Source organism: Paraburkholderia bryophila (assembly GCF_013409255.1).
In the GTDB taxonomy this organism is placed as follows: domain Bacteria; phylum Pseudomonadota; class Gammaproteobacteria; order Burkholderiales; family Burkholderiaceae; genus Paraburkholderia.
Genome location: NZ_JACCAS010000001.1, coordinates 1,095,827 through 1,112,670, shown reverse-complemented (window position 1 = coordinate 1,112,670; position 16,844 = coordinate 1,095,827). Strand labels below are relative to the sequence as shown.

The window sequence follows — 16,844 nt, the reverse complement described above, 5'->3', positions numbered from 1 at the left end:
TTTCAGGATTCGGATTGATCTTATATTCCGGCTGCGGACGACTGGATATCTTCTCTCGTGGTTCTGACGAAGGAGAAACCCATGGATCCGTACCGTGATATCAATGATGAAGAATGGCAACGCGTTGCACCGTTGCTCCCCGAACTGCGGCCGCGCGCCGAACTGCGCGGCCGGCCTCTTGCCAATACCCGTTCGGTGCTGAATGGCGTGCTGTGGGTCATGTACAGCGGCGCCACCTGGTCCGCCATGCCGCGTAAATATCCGTCTTACCAGACCTGCCATCGCCGCTTCAAGGCGTGGTATGCGTCGGGTGTGCTCAAGCGCGTGACGGAGCAACTGTTCGGCGCAGCGAGCGAAGAGCTTTGCAATTTGATGGAAGCGCGCATGCGAACGCATCCGGGCGCGGAACAGAAGAGCGTCGACACCGACCCAAGCCGCACCGTCGCGCCGGCCGTGTACAAACCGGCTCCCACGACACCGCTGCCGGTCTCGCCATTCGCTTTTGGGTCGCCTTTCAAGCACGCTGCATGACGACACGGATCCCACTCACTTCACATAAACAAAACGGCCGAACGATGGCAATCGTCGGCCGTTTTTTTATGCTTCAATCCAGGCCGCGCCAAAGCGGTCTCGCGTTTTCTTACTGCTGACGGACCCACGTCTGCGAGCGGCCCAGCAGCGCAATGCCGATATAGCCGCGCACCACCAGCTTGTTGCCGCCATCTTCCAGGTGCATCTTGCACTTGTAGAGCTTGCCGTTTTCCGGGTCGAGAATCTGCCCGTGATCCCAGCCGTCGCCGTCCTTCTTCATGTCGTTGATGATCGTCATGCCGAGAATCGGCTGATCCTTGCGCGCGTCGGTGCAGGCGGTGCAGCGGCGATCCGGCTGGTCGTTTGGTCCGAGCCCCTTGACCACCTTGCCGGTGAGCGAGCCGCCGCCGTCTTGTGCGATCTGCACGAGCGCCTTGGGCTGGCCGGTGTGATCGTCGATGGTTTGCCACATGCCGACCGGGCTGGTGGTTTGCGCCATGGCGGTCATGGCGCTGGCCAGCAATACGCCGGCGAGCGCGGCCTGTTTGGCGGTGCGAAGCGCGATGGCACGCGCGCGTTGTGTGAATTGCATCATTGTCTTCCTCCTTGATTAAAGACAGCGCGATCATGGTCGCGCAGCGTTATCGGCATCTCGGGCGGCTTGCCGGGTTTCTGCCGCCGTGATGCCTTGTACGGCCCCTCAGGTTCTCTGCTTCGCTTGGGTGGCGGCGTGCGGGTTGCGCGCCGCCGGCCGCACATCGTCAGCGCAGAATACGTGAAAGTGCGCGCGTCGTTTGATAGTGGACCCTCTAATCAGAACGCGGCACTTTCGCGGCTCAGGCATTGCTCAAGCCTCGATAAAGCTTCGATCAGGCTTCGATCAACCACCGCTCAAGCGCATATCGCGCGAGCCTCAATTCAACTGGTACGAGAACGTCGCGTTGACGCGCGGCGCGCGCGATGCGCTTTCCACCGGCGCATCGCCGATCGCCTTGGCCACCGACAGATCCAGGCTGTAGTACTTCGCATCGGAGATCCGGAAGCCGAACGCGATCGAAGAAAGCCGCGACGGCGACGGCGTGCCCGCATGCAGATACACGCGCGCCAGGTCGAACGACACATACGGCGTGAGCGTGCGCAGATAGGTGAAGCCCGGCGTGAACGGACGGTTGATTTCGAACATCGCGCCCCAGCCGGAATCGCCCGACGCTTCGCCCGGTTGATAGCCCTGCGCGAAACGTTGCGCGCCGAACGAGATCTGTTCCGAGGTCGGCAGCGAGACGGCGCTGTATTGTCCCGTCAGCGACACCGCGGTGCCGATCTTCATCGGCCAGTCGTTGCTTTGCGAGAAGCTTGCGCCGGTGCGCACGAAGGTGATCGACGCCGGGTTCGTGACCGGCGAACCGGGCACGTTCGAGTCGCCGGATTTCGACGCCCCGAGAATATCGAACGCCTTCGCCACGTTGATACTCGCGCGACGCACCTGGCCGGTTTGCACGTTGGTGTAATCGGCCTGCAATTGCATGACGCGCACCTGCGAACGCAGGCCGATCTGCGCGCCGCTTACCGTGTTGTTGTAGCGATCCTCGTCGTGCGATGCGTACACCGACGCCGTGCCGATCACGCTCTGCGTGTTGCTCAGCAGGATCGGGTAGGCGAGCGAGCCGCCCACCTTGTCGTTGATCACCGTGCGCCCGATGTAAGAGGGCAGGCCGGGGTTGTCGACCGGATTGCCGCGATAGTGGGTCGCGTCGATCTTCGCGATCAGCCCGTTGCTGCCGATCGGCACCGCCGCGTGCGCGGCGAGATAGGTGACGTTGTCGCGGCCCTTCGGCAGCAACGCCGACACGCTCAACTGTTCGCCGAGCGCGGTCAGGCCGTTCTCCGTGGCGGTCAGCAGTCCTTGCACGCCGGGGTGATTGAAGTCGATCCCCATGCTGACATCGAACGGCTTGCGGTCCACGTTCAGTTCGAGCGTGGTGGCGCCGTCGGTGTTCTGCGGCGGCGGCACGTTCGCCGCGACCTTCACGCCCGGCAGCAGGCCGAGCACGTTGATATAGCGTTCGAAGGTGGCGCGCCGCAACGGCCGGTCGGCGACGATGTGGTCGGCGATCGCGCGGATCTTGTCTTCGACCGCGCCGGGTTTGCCTGTCACCTTGACCGTGGACACGTAGCCTTCCACCACGGTCACGCGCACCACGCCGCCTTCGAAGGTCTGCGCCGGAATGAACGCGAACGAGAGCGCATAGCCGCGGTCCTGGTAAAGCTTGGTCACGCCGTTGGCAACCTGGATCAGATCGCCGATCGTGGTGTCCTTGCCGACTAGCGGCGTGAAGCGCGCCGCGACTTCGTCGAACGGAATCGACTTCACGCCCTCGACCTGCACGCGCGAAGGCGTCAGATGGCGGGCGAGCAGTTCCTGAAGTTGGGGAGCTTGCGGCGCGACCTGCACGGTCACGTTGGGTCCTTTGTCGGGCGCCTTGATCTGCGGCAGCGAGTCGAGCGGATTGCCGCCGACGGCGCCGCCCGGACGTGCCTGGGCTTGTGCCTCCACCTGCATGGCGCTCGCCGCGAGCGCCGCGAGCACGATGGTCCATTTGCTGCCGTACCCGAGTTTCATCGGATTTTCCTCGTATGCCGTTCTTGTGCTGCGGCGTGCCGCCTGGCCGGGCGGGTCGCGATCGCTTATCTGTGGCTCGACGCATACTGCCATGCTTGCTTGTATTACGTCACGCGCTCCGTGGAGCTTGAGCGTCGACGGCGCAAGCGCGGAGCACGTGATGAATCGGACTGCTTATGCGTGATGCTTAAACTGCTTCGTTCGATGCCCGATGTCTCTGGTCTCTGGTCTCCGCGCTCCGGCGAGACGTACCCAGAAGTGCGTCTCGCCGGATCAACCCTGCGCGCGGCATTCACCGATGCCGTTAGGTGGACTACTTATGGCTGGCCGGCAGCAGACCGCCGAGCAGCGTCGTCAGGCCGCCCGTCGGGCTGCTCGAGCCGCTGGTCGACCCGGCCGCCGAACTGAGCGTGCTGGTCAGTTGCCCGACCAGTCCGGTGACCGGCGCGAGCGCCTGGCCGCTGCCGCTTGCGCTGCCGGTGACGCCGCCCAGCGCGCCCGTCAGCGACGACAGCGGACCTGCGCCGCTACCCGCGCCGCCCAACGCGGACGTCAATGAGCCCAGCGGCGTGCCGCCCAGCACCGACGTCAACGAACTCAGCGGCGAGCCGCTCAATCCCGAACTCAGCGCGCCCAACGGCGTGCCGCCGAGTGCCGACGTCAGACCGGAGAGCGGCGTGCCGCCGAGCAGCGTCGACAGCGAGCCGACCGGGTTGCTGCCGAGACCGAGGCTTGCCAGCGTGCTTTGCAGCGGCGCCAGCGGGCTGCTGTTCGCCGGCGGCCCATTGACCACGCCCACATTGGTGCTGCCGACCAGACTCGTGATCAGCCCAGGAATCGGCATCGCGCCATTCGGGCCGTTCGGATTGACGAGGCCGCCAGCGTTCGTCACGGTATTGCCGAGCGAGCCGACCAGCGTGCCGAGGTCCGCGCCGACCGGATTCCTGGTCGCCGAGCCCACTTGCGAGGCGGCCGAGCTCAACGCGCCGCCCACTTGCGCGAGCACGCCGCCCACCGGCGCACCGAGCCCGGTCTGCGTGCCGACCGTCTGCGTGACGAGTCCGGCGGTCGTCACGATCGGTGTGATCGCGGTGCTGAGCGGCTGGGTGATCTGTTGCACCGGCCCGGAGTTGACCACGTTGCCGAGCGTCGCGCCGCCCGCGTTCAGCGCACCGGCGGTAGTGGCGAGCGCACCGGCCAACGGCGTGGTGAGCGGCGACAGCGGCGCGAGATTGCCGGTGCCGAGACCGCCGACCGCGGTGCTCAGGCCTTGCACGACACCGCTCGTCGAACTGACCACGGAGCCGAGACCGCCCACTGTCGCGCCGACCGGATTGGAACTCGTACCGATCTGACCGAGGCCGTTGCTGACCGCGTTGGCGGCCGCATTGAGCGTGCCGCTGGTGCTCGACACCGCGTTGCCCAGCCCTTGGGTGACTTGCGGGCTGAGGCCGGGAATGGTCGTCGAGGCGATCGTGTTGCCGAGGTCGCTGGTGGTTTGCGCGGCGGCGGTGACGAGGCCGCTCGTGCTGGTGGTCGCAACGGTGCCGGAGCCGCTGCCGCCCGAACCCGAGCCGCCGCCGCTACCGGTGCCTGAGGTAGTCGGTGGTGCGCTGACGGTGCTGCCGCCACACGCGGCGAGTACGCTGGCGACCGCGACGGCGATCAACGGTGCGCGCAACGACGACACGGTCGCGCACGCCGCATGGAGAGTAAAAAAACGATGAGTGGACATGGTGCTCCTCTGTGTCTTCTGGGTGTGTCGTGTGTGCGGTTGGTCAAGTGCGCCGTTGCAACGGGTTTCTGAGCGACGCGGCCCAGTTCAGCCGAGGTCGGGCAACCGGGTGCGGCCTGTGGGCCGCGTTCCGGTTTGCCGTTCCTTGTAGTGCGTGTGGTGTCGTTACGGTGTGACTGCCTGCGAATCGCGTGGGCGGCTTACTTCTTGCCCAGTCCGCCGAGCAGTCCGCCGACCAGCGAGGTCACCGGCGCCAGCGGGTTGCTGCCCGATCCTTTGCCGGAGGTGCTCGACAGCGACAGGCCCGCGCCGGAGTTGGTCGTGGCGGCGGTGGTCGTCGAGGCCGTCGTGGCGGCGGCCGTGGTGGCGACGCCGCCGAGCGCGTTGGTGACGCCCGACAACAGGCCGGTGACCGGTGCGAGCGGGCCGCTGCCGCCGCCGGCTGCGCCGGACAGGCCGCCCGTCACGCTCGACAGCAAGCCGGTGACGGGGGCGAGCGGGCTGCTGCCGCCGCTTGCGCCGCCGAGTGCGCCGGTCAAGCCACTGAGCGGGCTGCCACCGGCGCCGCCGGTCAAACCGCCGAGGGCGCTGGTGAGCGGGGCAAGCGGGCTGCTGCCGGCGCCGCCGGTCAAACCACCGAGCACGCTGGTGAGCGGGGCGAGCGGGCTGCTGCCGCTGCCACCGGACAGGCCACCGAGCACGCTGGTGAGCGGAGCGAGCGGCCCGCTGCCCGTCCCGCCGCCCAGTCCGCCGAGCACGCTGGTAAGCGGTGCGAGCGGATTGCCGCCGCTGCCGCCGGTGAGCAGGCCGCCCACCGATGCGACCGTGGTGCCGGTATCGGTCACCGTATGGCCGAGCGCGGCCGTGATCGGGTTGCCGCCGGTTGCGGTCAACAGCGCGCCGGCCGTGCCGAGCCCGCCGCCCACTTTCGACAGCAGCGAGTTCAGCGGTGCGCCGAGTCCGGTGGTGTTGCCGACCGTTTGCGTGGTTGCCGCCACCATCGTCGTGATCGGCGTGATCGCGGTGCTGAGGGTTTGCGTGACTTGCTGGACCGGGCCGGTCGAGAGCGCGTTGGTGAGCGTGCTGCCGCCGTTGGTGACTGCACCGCCGAGCGTCGTGACGACGCCGCCGAGCGGCGAAGTGATCGCCGACAACGGCGCGAGCGGGCCGCTGCCGAGGCTCGTCACGAGGCTGCCGGCATCCGTCACGGCGCCGCCGACATGACCCACGACGCCACCCAGGCTCGACACCGTCGTGCCGACCGCGTTGCCGCCGGTGCCGAGTTGGCCGAGACCTTGCGAGACGCCGCCGCCGAGCGTCGACACCGCGGCGCCGGCTTGCTGCACGATGCCGCCGGCGGCTTGCGTGGTTTGCGAGCTGACGCCCGGCAGGTTTTGCGAGCCGATTACGCTGCCGATGCTCGACACCGTCTGGCCGGCATCGCCGATGATTCCGCCGCCGTTGTCCACCACCGTGCCGAGCGCGTTCGCAACCGGGGTCGTGCCGCTGGTGCCCGAGGTGCCGCTGGTGCCGGAGCTGCCCGACGTGCCGCTCGTGCCGGACGAACCGACGGTGGTGCCCGAGGTGCCGGAGCCGCCCGAGCCCATCGAGCCGCTGCCGCTGGTTGAAAGTGTGCCGCCGGCGGAGCCGCTGCCGTTGCTGCCGGTGCCGGAACTGAGGCTGCCGGAACCGCCGCAAGCGGCCAGCGTGAGCATCGCGGCAATGCTTGTCGCCATCAGGGTTGTCCGTACCGTCGTGTTGGTCGTTTGAATGTTCATGTCGCCCTCGGATCGCATGTGGTTGTTGGTGCTGCTGCGTGCCTATCTCTGCACGAGCCGTGCCATTTCGCCTGAGCAATCCACAGGTTTTTTTCAACACATGCCGCGGAGCCATACGCAATAAGGCTCTGCGATGTTTTGATGGAGTGGGCGCTAAATCAGAAAGACGGTATTTGAAGCGATGCATTACGCGTTAATCGACGTTGCGTAACGTAACGAGCCACGCGCGCCGTTACGGTGTACGGCGTAACGCAAGCGCAAAGCAGGGACTGGCGCGCTTGAAACGTTCTGTTCAAACAAATAATTAGTGCAGCGAATCTAACTTATGGTTAGTACTATGTGCTGCAACGCACGAACTGCCGTTAACCTGTGTGAAGCGTTAAAACGCATAGGCTATAGGGATCAGGGAAGCGGACAATTGCTTAAATAAGATTGTTCGGCTATAAAACCCGAAAGCAGTAGAGATTGGCGACGGAGGTGCGTTATCGAACAGACAGCTGACACTGACGCGTTTTATTGAAGCAGGCTGCAAGGCGAGTGTTACCGCAGCGCAACAAACAGGACCATGAATGAGAGCTCAATGGTCCGTAGCGCTAAAGAATTCGCCGTTCGAGGCAGCTGGTAAACAAACGAAATAAATGAAGTCCGAGGGTAAAAATGAAAAAGTTCACACAACGCTTCCTGAGAGATAACAAGGGCGTGACGGCCATCGAATATGGGCTGATCGCGGGGTTGATCGTGCTCGCCGTGGCCGTGACGGTCGGCCAGATCGGCACCGGCATTGAAACCGTGTTCACGAACATTCTCGCGCAGGTCAACGTAGCGGCGGCGTAACCAGCATTCTTAAAAGTTCCGCGAAGCAACCGGCGTTCACCGATCCGTTCGCTTTGCGGCCTTTTTTGTGCCACTGCCATCCTCGTTAATGCGTATTGCTTGGTAATGCGCATGGCGTTGCTTCGCGTGTCGAGTGTGAAATGAAAGTTTTCGTCGGGGTACTGTTATTTATCGTCTGGGCCTCTTCGGTTGCTTTTTGCGACTGTCGCTACAGGCGTATTCCCAATTCAATGATTGCCGCTGGTTTGGTCGCGGCACTCGTCTGTGCGCTCGCTCAATGCGGGCCATTTGGTGTTTCCATCACGCAGGCGTCAATCGGCGCGTTAATCGGGCTGGTCGCGTTATTGCCGTTCTTCGCGCTCGGCGTCATGGGTGCGGCCGACGTCAAAGTGTTCGCGGTGTTGGGGGCGTGGTGCGGCATGCATGCGCTGGTCGGCCTGTGGATGGCGGCCAGTCTCGCCGCGGGCCTTCATGCGCTGTGGCTATTGATCGTGACGCGCACCCGCCTTGCCGGCCTCGGCCGTCACGGCGGCCCGACTTTCGAACTGGCCGGCAAGGCATCGACCCCTTACGCAGCCTGTCTGACGGGCGCGGCGAGTGGCTGGCTGCTGCTGCAGGCACTGGCGGGAGGCGTGCAATGAAGCCGTCACGGGAGCCCTTCCGGCGCGAGCCGTTGCTGCGTGAGCATGGCCGCCGGCGGCGCGGGCAGAGCGGCTCGGTGGCCGTCGAGTTCGCGGTGATCTTCCCGCTGTTCTTCGTGATCATGTACGGGATCGTCACGTTCGCGCTGATCATGGTGGCCCAGCAGAACCTGACGCTGGCCGCGGAAGAAGGCGCGCGCGCCGCGCTGAACTGGCAGAGCAGCACCTCGTTGCAGAACGCGCTTTACAACCGCGGCCAGGCGGCCTGCAGCGCCGCGAACCTGATGGCCGCGTCGCTCGTGAAAACCGCGTTGACGTGCACGCCGACGTCGGCGTCGTGCGGTCCCGCCAATGCGATGCAATGCATCAGCGTCGCGCTCAGCTTCGACTACAAGAGCAATCCTCTGGTGCCGACGTTGGCGATCCTGGGGGTGACGTTGCCGAAAACACTCAACAGTACCGCTACAGTTCAACTCAATCCGGAGAACATTCAATGATGCACGCTCCGGTTCTTCGCGTTTCCATCCGCGATGGTTTGCAGGCGCGCGGGTCGGTACGCGCCCAGCGACGCTCGCACGGCCGCGCCTTGTCCTATCGATGCAGCGACTCCTCATGCCGAATCTGACCAAAGTTCTCGCCGGCGTCCTGATCGCGGTCGCGCTGCTGCTGGGTCTGTTCGCGTGGACATTGTCCCGCCGGCCGCCGCCGGTGGCGGTCGTCGCGCCGACGCAGGCGAGTTTCCCGGTGGTGGTGGCCAGCCACACGCTGCCGGCGGGCAAGGCGATCACGGTCGACCAGCTGCGCGTCCAGACGCTGCCAATCAATCCGAACGGCGCATTCACCGATCCGGCGCAACTGGCCGGGCGGGTGCCGAATGCGGACATCGTTGCGGACTCGCCGGTGATGGAGGCGCAGTTGTCGTCCGGACTGGCCGAGCGCATCGAGCCCGGCGAACGGGCGTTGGCCGTGCGCGTCGACGAAGGCAACGCGGTCGGCAACCGGCTGCGGCCCGGCAATTTCGTCGATGTGTTCTTCACGCTTAAGCGTGACGGCGGCATGGCCGGCGGCGAGGTCGATCGTACCCAGGCGCGTTTGCTGATGTCGAAGGTGCGCGTGCTGGCGTTCGGCAACGCGAGCGCGGTGGGCGACACCTCGGGCGACCCGAACGGCATGGTGCGCACCGCGGTGCTGGCGGTGCCGGTCGCCGACGTCGATCGCCTGACGCTCGCCGAAAGCGCGGGCCGTCTGATCTTCGCGTTGCGTAATCCCAAGGATGCCGAAGTTCTCGATGAAAGCCTGTTGCCGGCTTATCCGGGTGTCCTGAAGACGGCGGCCCGCGCGGGCGCGACCGACCCTCTGCAGGACTCGACCCGCGCCGCGGCCGGCGTGGCGCTCGATACGTTGTCCGGCAGCAGCGGCCCGGCGGGGGCGGGCGCGCGGCCGCCATTGCCGTCGCTGCCGTCGCATATGCCGGTGCCGGCGACACGCGTCACGGCCAGTACGAACACGACAAAGAGCGGTATCGAAGTGATACGGGGTGGGCGCGCCGAAACGGTCGCCTGGTAAGCGGTTTAGGGAGCGGGCGGCCTGACTCGTCCATGACTACATGACAAAACGGATTGTTGTATCTGGCATGACCGCCTGGCTTGGGCTAACGCTGCTGGCGGTATCGGTGGCGACCGACGCGGCCGGACCGGTGGTGGTACAGCGAGGGCAGGCCACGCAGGCCGTGCAGGCGGCGCCGCTACCGGGCGCAGTCGCGCCGACCATTGAGCTGACGGTCGGCGCGCAGCGTTCGCTCGCGGGTGGCCACGCGTTGCAGCGGGTGGCGATCGGCGATCCGGCGGTGGCCGACGTGCTGATCATCAAGGGCGAGAAGCGCGGTGGCGTGCTGCTGATCGGCAAGGCGGCGGGCACCACGAGTCTGATGGTGTGGGAGCGCGATCGCGACGCGCCGCTGACCTATACGGTCAACGTGATCACTCCGGCGGCGGCATCGCTGCTGGGCCCCGACACGCCGAGCCTGAAGGTGCTCGGCGGCACGGCGGTGGTGTCCGGTTCGGCGGCGACGATGGAAGCGCACCAGCGCGCCGTGGTCGCGGCGGAGGGCTCGCTCGGCAAGGACGGCTCGGTGTTCGACACGTCGATGGTGGCGAGCCGCGCGGTAGTTCAGGTCGATGTGCGGGTGGTCGAGTTCAGCCGTACGGTGCTGAAGGAAATGGGCTTCAACTTTTTCAAGCAGAACAACGGTTTTTCGTTCGGTTCGTACGCGCCGTCGGCGCTGACCTCGGTGTCGGCCACGGCGGGGCAGCAGCCGCAGGTGACCAGTACGACGCCCATCACGTCGGCGTTCAATCTGCTGTTCAACTCCGCCACGCATGGGCTGTTCGCGAATCTGAGCTTGCTGGAAAACAACAATCTCGCGCGCATTCTGGCCGAGCCGACGCTGGTGGCGCTGTCCGGCCAGAGTGCGAGCTTCCTCGCCGGCGGTGAGATCCCAGTGCCGGTGCCGCAGGCGCTGGGTTCGACCTCGATCGTCTACAAGCCCTACGGCGTCGGGCTGACGTTGACCCCGACGGTGCTGAGTCCGCAGCGCATCGCGCTGAAGGTCGCGCCGGAAGCGAGCCAGCTCGACTTCACGAACGCGGTGACGATCAGCGGCGTGTCGGTGCCCGCGTTTACGACGCGGCGCGCAGACACCACCGTTGAACTCGGTGACGGCGAGAGCTTCGTGATCGGCGGGCTGATCGATCGCGAGACGGCGTCGAACGTGTCGAAGGTGCCTTTGCTCGGTGATCTGCCGGTGATCGGCACGTTCTTCAAGCAGTTGAACTACCAGCAGAACGAGAAGGAGCTGGTGATCATCGTGACGCCGCATCTGGTGTCGCCGCTGGCCAAGGGCGCGACCTTGCCGTCGACGCCGGGCGAGCAGTCCGAACAGCGCGACGCGCCGGTGTGGCGTTCGTTGATTGGCGGCGTGGCGGCACGCGACGCCGCGCCGGGCTTTTCGAAATGAACGCGGCGCGCGCGCGGGCGCCGCGCCGGTGGATTGAAGCAGCAAGCCGCAGGGCGTGCGATCAGCGCATGCTCGCCGGCGAGCAGGACGAAGCGGCGGCCTTGCAGCCCATGCCGCATGAGGATGTTCCCCATGAACGCGAGAACGCATTCATTGACTGAACGGGCGGTCACCGACTATTTCGTGTTCGCGTCGCTTACCGACGGACACGTGCACTGGCTTACCGATACGCTGGTAGGCGCCGGCGTGGTCGAGTCCGCCACGCTCGATCCGACCATGCTGATGCAGCGCATCGCGACGCTCAATGCGTCGCTGGTGTTCGTCGACTTTTCGGGCGGCCGCGCGGCCGCGGCGAGTGCGGCCGCGAGCGCGGTGCGCAACGCCTATCCGGGCATGCAGATCGTCGCGCTCGGCACGCTGGCTGAACCCGAAAGCGCACTGGCCGCGCTGCGCGCCGGCGTGCGCGATTTCATCGATATGTCCGCGCCGGCCGAAGACGCGCTGCGTATCACGCGCCAGGTGCTCGACAACCAGGTCGAGCCGGTCAGCCGTCATGGTCATGTGACCGCGCTGCTCGGCGCGCGCATCGGCATGGGCGTCAGCACGCTGGCCGCGAATCTCGCCGTGATGCTGCAACGGCGCGACGTCGCGCAGGGACGCCAGGCGGCCTTGCTGGATCTCGGTCTGCCGGCCGGCGACGGCTCGCTGCTGCTGAACACGCGCAGCGAATTCAATTTCGTCGAAGCCGTGCGCAATCTGCGCCGCTTCGATCAGACCTTCGTGTCGACCGCGCTGTCGCATCACACGAGCGGTCTCGCGCTGACCACGTTGCCGCCAAACCTGGCCGACATGCGCGAGGTGTCGTACTCGTCGTCGATCGGTTTGCTGAACCGGCTGCGGGCGTTCTTCGACCAGCAGATCATCGACCTCGGCGGCTTTGCCAATAGCGAATTCATCGCGCACGTGGTGCAGGCCGCCGATGAAACCTGGCTGCTGTGCGACCAGGGCGTCGCGTCGATCGTGTCGGCCGTCGGCGTGCTCGACGCGCTGCGCGAAGAGGGCGTGGATACCGCGAACGTGCGCCTGATCGTCAACAAGTTCGACGCCGATCTCGGCCTCGCCGCCGCGCAGATCGCGCAGCGTCTGGACATTGCGTTGCTCGCCACCTTGCCGGAGCGGCGCGTCGCGCTCGGTCAGGCGGTCAACCAGGGGCATTTGCTGGTCGACGTCGCCGCGCGCGATCCGTATGCGCGCGCGCTTGAACCGTTGATCGAGCGTCTCGGCGGCGCGCAGCGCGCGGCCGCGCAGGTGCACGGTAAATCGGCGCTTGGCGCGCTCAAGCGTTTCATCCCAACCACTCACAAGCGGTCATAGACGATGGCAAAAGAGATCGAATTTGCCGACGACGCGCCTTCGTTCGCGCACAGCCAGCAGTTCCAGGATATCAAGAACGCTGCGCACGAACATCTGTTGACGCGTATCGAGGAACTCGGCTCCGAGTTCGGCCGCTGGTCGCGTAACGCGATCAACCAGTTCGTGGATCTGGAGATGGACAGCTTCGTCAGGCTGCGCCGCATTCCGATCAACGAGAGCGAGGTGCGCCTGATCGCCGAGGCGCTGACGAAAGAGCTGGCGGGTTTCGGGCCGATCGAAGACCTGCTCGCCGATCCGGCCGTCGAAGATATTCTGATCAACGGCTACAACGACGTGTACGTGTCGCGGCACGGCATTCTGACGCGCATCCAGGTGCGCTTTGCCGACAACGCGCATCTGCTGCGGATCATCCGCCGCATTCTCGCGCCGATCGGGCGGCGTCTGGACGAGTCGAACCCGATGGTCGACGCGCGTCTGCCGAACGGCGGCCGGGTGAACGTGGTGATCGAACCGCTGTCGATCGACGGCCCGATCGTGTCGATCCGGAAATTCCGGAAAGATCCGATGCGGCCGGACGACCTGCTCGGCAACGGCACCTACAACGAGGAAATCGGCGCGCTGCTAGAAGCGGCGGTGGCGGCGCGCTGCAACGTGCTGGTGTCGGGCGGTACGAGCTCGGGCAAGACCTCGCTGCTGAACGCGCTGGCGTTTCATATTCCCGAGCCGGAGCGGGTCGTCACGATCGAGGACACGGCCGAGCTGTCGCTGAACCATCCGCACGTGGTGCGGCTCGAAAGCCGGCCGGGCGGTTTCGACGGCGCGGGTGTGGTGACGATCCGCGACCTGCTGCGCAATACGCTGCGGATGCGGCCGGATCGCATCATCGTCGGCGAAGTGCGCGGCGGCGAGGTGCTCGAAATGCTGCAGGCGATGAACACCGGCCATGACGGTTCGATGGGCACCGTCCACGCCAGTTCGCCGCGCGAATGTCTGTACCGGCTCGAAATGCTGGCCGGCTTCGCGGGCTTCCAGGGCACCGAGTCGAGCTTGCGCCGCCAGATCGCCAACGCGGTCGACTTCATCGTGCAGATCGGCCGGCTCTCGAATGGCCGCCGGCGGATTTTGTCGATTACCGAAGTCACCGGGCTGTCGGACAACATCATCGCGACCCAGGAGCTGTATCGCTACGAGCCGGTCATGACCGCCGAGGGCGACGAGCTGGACAACTGGGTGTCGCTCGGCATTCATCCGCATTCGCCGAAGCTGGTGCGGTTCCGTCAGGCGTTGGGCGGTGGCGAGCCGCGCGGCAATGCGTTCGGCAACGCCGGTTTTGGCGGCGGTAACGGCGGCTTCGGTGGAGGCTTCAATGTCTAGCGCGTCACTGGTCTTTGCGGCGCTCGCGCTGCTGTGCGCAGCGCTGGCGTTGCTGGTCTGGCAACGCGGCGCGCAACGCAAAGGCCAGGTGAGTGCCGAACGCTTTATCGATAGCCGGATGGCGGCGGCGATGCCGGGCGCCGCCGTGGGCGCCGGTGCAGGCGGTGCGCGTGTTGCGTCGCCACGCGGCGCGGCGCCTGCACCCATCGTGCCGCAGGCGCCGCCTGCCAATGCGGGCTGGCTTGCACACGGGCGTTACCTGAAGGCGCGCTTGAGTTTCATGCTCAGACACGCCATGGCGCGTGCCGGCATTGTCAACGTGAAAGGGCCGTCCATCGGCGTGGCGGCGATCGTGGGGCTGCTGAGTGCATGGGTCGCGGCGGTCGGCGGAGCGTTCGCCGCGGTGGCGACCCTGTCGACATGCACGATGTTTATCTATTTTTTGCTGACGATGCGCGCGAACAAACGCCGTCAGCAGATCGTGCGACAACTGCCGACGTTTCTCGACGGCATCGTGCGTTTGATCACGCTCGGCAACAGCGTGCCCGCAGCGTTTCAGGCAGCGTTGCAGACCAGCGAAGCGCCCCTTCGTGAATGTCTCGACTACGTGTCGCGGATGCTGCGCAGCGGCGTCGAAATCGATCGCGCGCTGTACCAGGTGTCGCTGATCTACGGCGTGCGCGAGCTCGAACTGGTCGGCGCCGTTCTGCGTCTGTCGGTCAAATACGGTGGACGAGCCGACGTGATGCTCGACCGCATGTCGTCGTTCATGCGCGATCTCGAACAGGCCGAGCGCGAACTGGTGGCGATGTCGGCGGAAACGCGGCTGTCCTCGTGGGTGCTGGCGGCGCTGCCGGTCGGCATCGGCGGCTTCATGATTCTGTCGAATCCCAAATACTTCGGATCGATGTGGTTCGATCCCACGGGACGCCAGATGATCTACCTCGCGTTCGCGCTTCAGATCGTCGGCGCGTGGCTGCTGTACCGCATGGCCAGTCTGAGGGGATGACGATGCACGCCCAGCAGCTGACCGCTCTCGCGCTTGCGCTCGCCGCGCTCGGCTTGTTGCTGATCGCCGGCGTGGTGCTGACGCGCGTGGCGGCGCAGCGGCGCACCGAGCGCACGCTAGGGCATGCGCTCGACGAACGCGCGCTGCAGACAGCGGCGCTTGCCGCGGCAACGGCGCGAGGCGGGGAGAGTGCCGCGGGTGCCGCAAAAGTCCAGCCGCGCGAGCTGCGGCGCAGCGGGCTCAAAGGTTTGCTCGAGCACTTCGCGCATCGAGGTATTCGCTGGCTCGACACGCCGTTCGGCCGGTTGGTCGTTGCCGAAGAAGATCGCCGCGTGCTCGAACAATGCGGCTTCGTGGACACGCGCACGCGCGGGTTGTTCCTGGTGGCGCGGCTGTTCACCGCACTGGTGTTGCCGGTGCTGGCCGGCACGCTGGCGCGCGGGTATGTGACCGGGCCGCGTTACGTGATGCTGGTCATCATCGCGCTGGTGCTGGGTTTCATGTTGCCCAAGATCGTGCTGAAACGCCGCGCGGGCCGGCGTCGGCGCCAGGTCGTGGACGAATTGCCGCTGATGGTGGATCTGCTGCGTTTGCTGCAAGGAGTGGGGCTGTCGCTCGACCAGAGCCTCCAGGTCATCGTCAACGATTTCGGCAGCGTATTGCCGGTGTTGTCGGCCGAGCTTGAAATCGCGCAGCGCCAGTTCGCCACGGGCCGTACCCGCGAGCAGTCGCTGAATCGGCTTGCGCTTAGTTACGATAACGAAGACATGCGCGCGGTGGTGCGTCTGCTGGTGCAGGTCGATCGGCACGGCGGCGCGGTGCAGGAACCGCTCAAGCAGTTCGGCGACCGGCTGCGAGAAGCGCGCCGTGCCATGTTGCGCGAACGCATCGGCCGGCTCGCGGTGAAGATGACGGGCGTGATGATCGTCACGCTGCTGCCCGCGTTGATGATCGTGACGGCCGGCCCTGGCGTGCTGGCTGTCGTGCGTTCGCTCCATACGATGAAATAGCAGGGATTGCGCAATGGCTTACTGTTTATCGTTTGAATTCGTCCCACGCGCGGCGCGCGGCGCGTCGATGCTGGCGGTGTGTGCGCTGCTCGCCGCCTGCGCGTCGAAGGATCTCGCCGGCTACGGCGTCGGGCCGCAAGCCGAGCGCGCGGCCATGGCGCAGCGGGCCAATCAGGATCCCAAGCCGGACACGCCTGGCGTGTATCTCGGACTGATCGACCAGATGCAGGCGCAGGGGCTCTATTTCGCGTCGCTCGCGCATATTGACGCCTATGAAAAGCAGTACGGCGTGAGCCCGGATACGAATCTGCTGCGCGCCGACGCGCTGCGCATGACCGATCAGCCGGCCGCGGCGGCGGACGCCTACGCACTGCTGCTGAAGACGCCGCTGGCGGCGCGCGGCTACCGCGGTCTGGGTCTGATCGCAGGCGCGGCGGGCGATTTCGCGCGCGCCGCGCAGCAGTTGGAGCAGGCGGCGCGACTTGAGCCGACCGACGCGGCGATCCTGTCCGATCTCGGTTACGCGCGACTGCGCGAGGGCGACGTGAACGGCGCGCGGGTGCCGCTGATGAAGGCGGGCGAACTCGACCAGAACAATCCGAAGATCGTCAGCAACGTGGTGCTTTATCTGCTCGCCAATGGCGAGCAGTCGCAGGCGCTGGCGGTGATGAACCAGCAGAAGCTGACGCCGGAGGTACGCACGGCGATTCGCAGCGACGCGGCGAAGATTGCCGCGGCGGGACGCGCGCGGACGCGGGCTCAGCCCGCTTCGGCGCAACAGCAGTTCGGGCAGACGGGTGCCGCTGGGACCGTCGCGAGCGTGCAGGGTATCGAGCCGGCGCCGCGCGTGTTGCAGCGCTTCGCGCAGTGACTGCGCGGTGACCATGTCGTGAGGGCGGCGTGACGTTGTAGTGAGCAAGCG

Annotated in this window: 15 protein-coding genes; 11 read left to right on the top strand and 4 right to left on the bottom strand. The window is 66.0% G+C overall.

The window, feature by feature from the left end; translation table 11 throughout:
- Positions 1 to 81 precede the first annotated feature (81 nt).
- The gene (locus tag GGD40_RS05035) at positions 82 to 531 is read left to right on the top strand and encodes a transposase (protein ID WP_179705317.1); all 450 of its coding nucleotides are present in this window, start codon (positions 82 to 84) and stop codon (positions 529 to 531) included.
- Between the two features lie 109 nt (positions 532 to 640).
- Here the strand turns inward: GGD40_RS05035 and GGD40_RS05030 are convergent, their stop codons facing one another.
- The 4 genes from GGD40_RS05030 to GGD40_RS05015 form a co-directional block, all read right to left on the bottom strand.
- On the bottom strand, positions 641 to 1,126 hold the full coding sequence (locus GGD40_RS05030) for a DUF2147 domain-containing protein (RefSeq protein WP_179742980.1): 486 nt from the start codon (positions 1,124 to 1,126) through the stop codon (positions 641 to 643).
- A 318-nt stretch (positions 1,127 to 1,444) separates the two neighbouring features.
- On the bottom strand, positions 1,445 to 3,151 hold the full coding sequence (locus GGD40_RS05025) for a ShlB/FhaC/HecB family hemolysin secretion/activation protein (RefSeq protein WP_179742979.1): 1,707 nt from the start codon (positions 3,149 to 3,151) through the stop codon (positions 1,445 to 1,447).
- Between the two features lie 313 nt (positions 3,152 to 3,464).
- Positions 3,465 to 4,886, bottom strand: coding sequence for a collagen-like triple helix repeat-containing protein (locus tag GGD40_RS05020; protein WP_179742978.1), 1,422 nt, complete (start codon positions 4,884 to 4,886; stop codon positions 3,465 to 3,467).
- Positions 4,887 to 5,086: 200 nt separating this feature from the next.
- Complete coding sequence (locus GGD40_RS05015) at positions 5,087 to 6,664, bottom strand: collagen-like triple helix repeat-containing protein (protein WP_179742977.1); 1,578 nt, start codon at positions 6,662 to 6,664, stop codon at positions 5,087 to 5,089.
- A 657-nt stretch (positions 6,665 to 7,321) separates the two neighbouring features.
- Here GGD40_RS05015 and GGD40_RS05010 point away from each other — a divergent pair.
- The 10 genes from GGD40_RS05010 (at position 7,322) to GGD40_RS04965 (ending at position 16,793) form a co-directional block, all read left to right on the top strand.
- Positions 7,322 to 7,498 (top strand): Flp family type IVb pilin, encoded by a 177-nt coding sequence (locus tag GGD40_RS05010; RefSeq protein ID WP_179742976.1) that lies wholly within the window; start codon positions 7,322 to 7,324, stop codon positions 7,496 to 7,498.
- Positions 7,499 to 7,638: 140 nt separating this feature from the next.
- Entirely contained in the window at positions 7,639 to 8,139 is a 501-nt protein-coding gene (locus tag GGD40_RS05005) for an A24 family peptidase (protein WP_179742975.1), read from the top strand.
- A gap of 32 nt (positions 8,140 to 8,171) precedes the next feature.
- The gene (locus GGD40_RS05000) at positions 8,172 to 8,636 is read left to right on the top strand and encodes a TadE/TadG family type IV pilus assembly protein (RefSeq protein WP_179744875.1); all 465 of its coding nucleotides are present in this window, start codon (positions 8,172 to 8,174) and stop codon (positions 8,634 to 8,636) included.
- A gap of 115 nt (positions 8,637 to 8,751) precedes the next feature.
- Positions 8,752 to 9,705, top strand: coding sequence for a Flp pilus assembly protein CpaB (cpaB, locus tag GGD40_RS04995; protein ID WP_179742974.1), 954 nt, complete (start codon positions 8,752 to 8,754; stop codon positions 9,703 to 9,705).
- A gap of 40 nt (positions 9,706 to 9,745) precedes the next feature.
- A complete protein-coding gene (locus GGD40_RS04990; RefSeq protein ID WP_179742973.1) occupies positions 9,746 to 11,155 on the top strand; it encodes a type II and III secretion system protein family protein in 1,410 nt (469 codons plus the stop codon).
- A 132-nt stretch (positions 11,156 to 11,287) separates the two neighbouring features.
- Positions 11,288 to 12,529, top strand: coding sequence for a fimbrial protein (locus GGD40_RS04985; protein ID WP_179742972.1), 1,242 nt, complete (start codon positions 11,288 to 11,290; stop codon positions 12,527 to 12,529).
- 3 nt (positions 12,530 to 12,532) lie between these two features.
- Positions 12,533 to 13,903 (top strand): CpaF family protein, encoded by a 1,371-nt coding sequence (locus GGD40_RS04980; protein WP_179742971.1) that lies wholly within the window; start codon positions 12,533 to 12,535, stop codon positions 13,901 to 13,903.
- A complete protein-coding gene (locus GGD40_RS04975) occupies positions 13,896 to 14,912 on the top strand; it encodes a type II secretion system F family protein (RefSeq protein WP_179742970.1) in 1,017 nt (338 codons plus the stop codon). Before GGD40_RS04980 ends, GGD40_RS04975 begins: the two co-directional genes overlap by 8 nt.
- Positions 14,913 to 14,914: 2 nt before the next feature.
- Complete coding sequence (locus tag GGD40_RS04970) at positions 14,915 to 15,922, top strand: type II secretion system F family protein (RefSeq protein WP_179742969.1); 1,008 nt, start codon at positions 14,915 to 14,917, stop codon at positions 15,920 to 15,922.
- Between the two features lie 13 nt (positions 15,923 to 15,935).
- Positions 15,936 to 16,793 carry a tetratricopeptide repeat protein gene (locus GGD40_RS04965; RefSeq protein WP_179742968.1) on the top strand — a complete coding sequence of 286 codons (858 nt, stop codon included), beginning with the start codon at positions 15,936 to 15,938 and terminating at the stop codon, positions 16,791 to 16,793.
- Positions 16,794 to 16,844 lie beyond the last annotated feature (51 nt).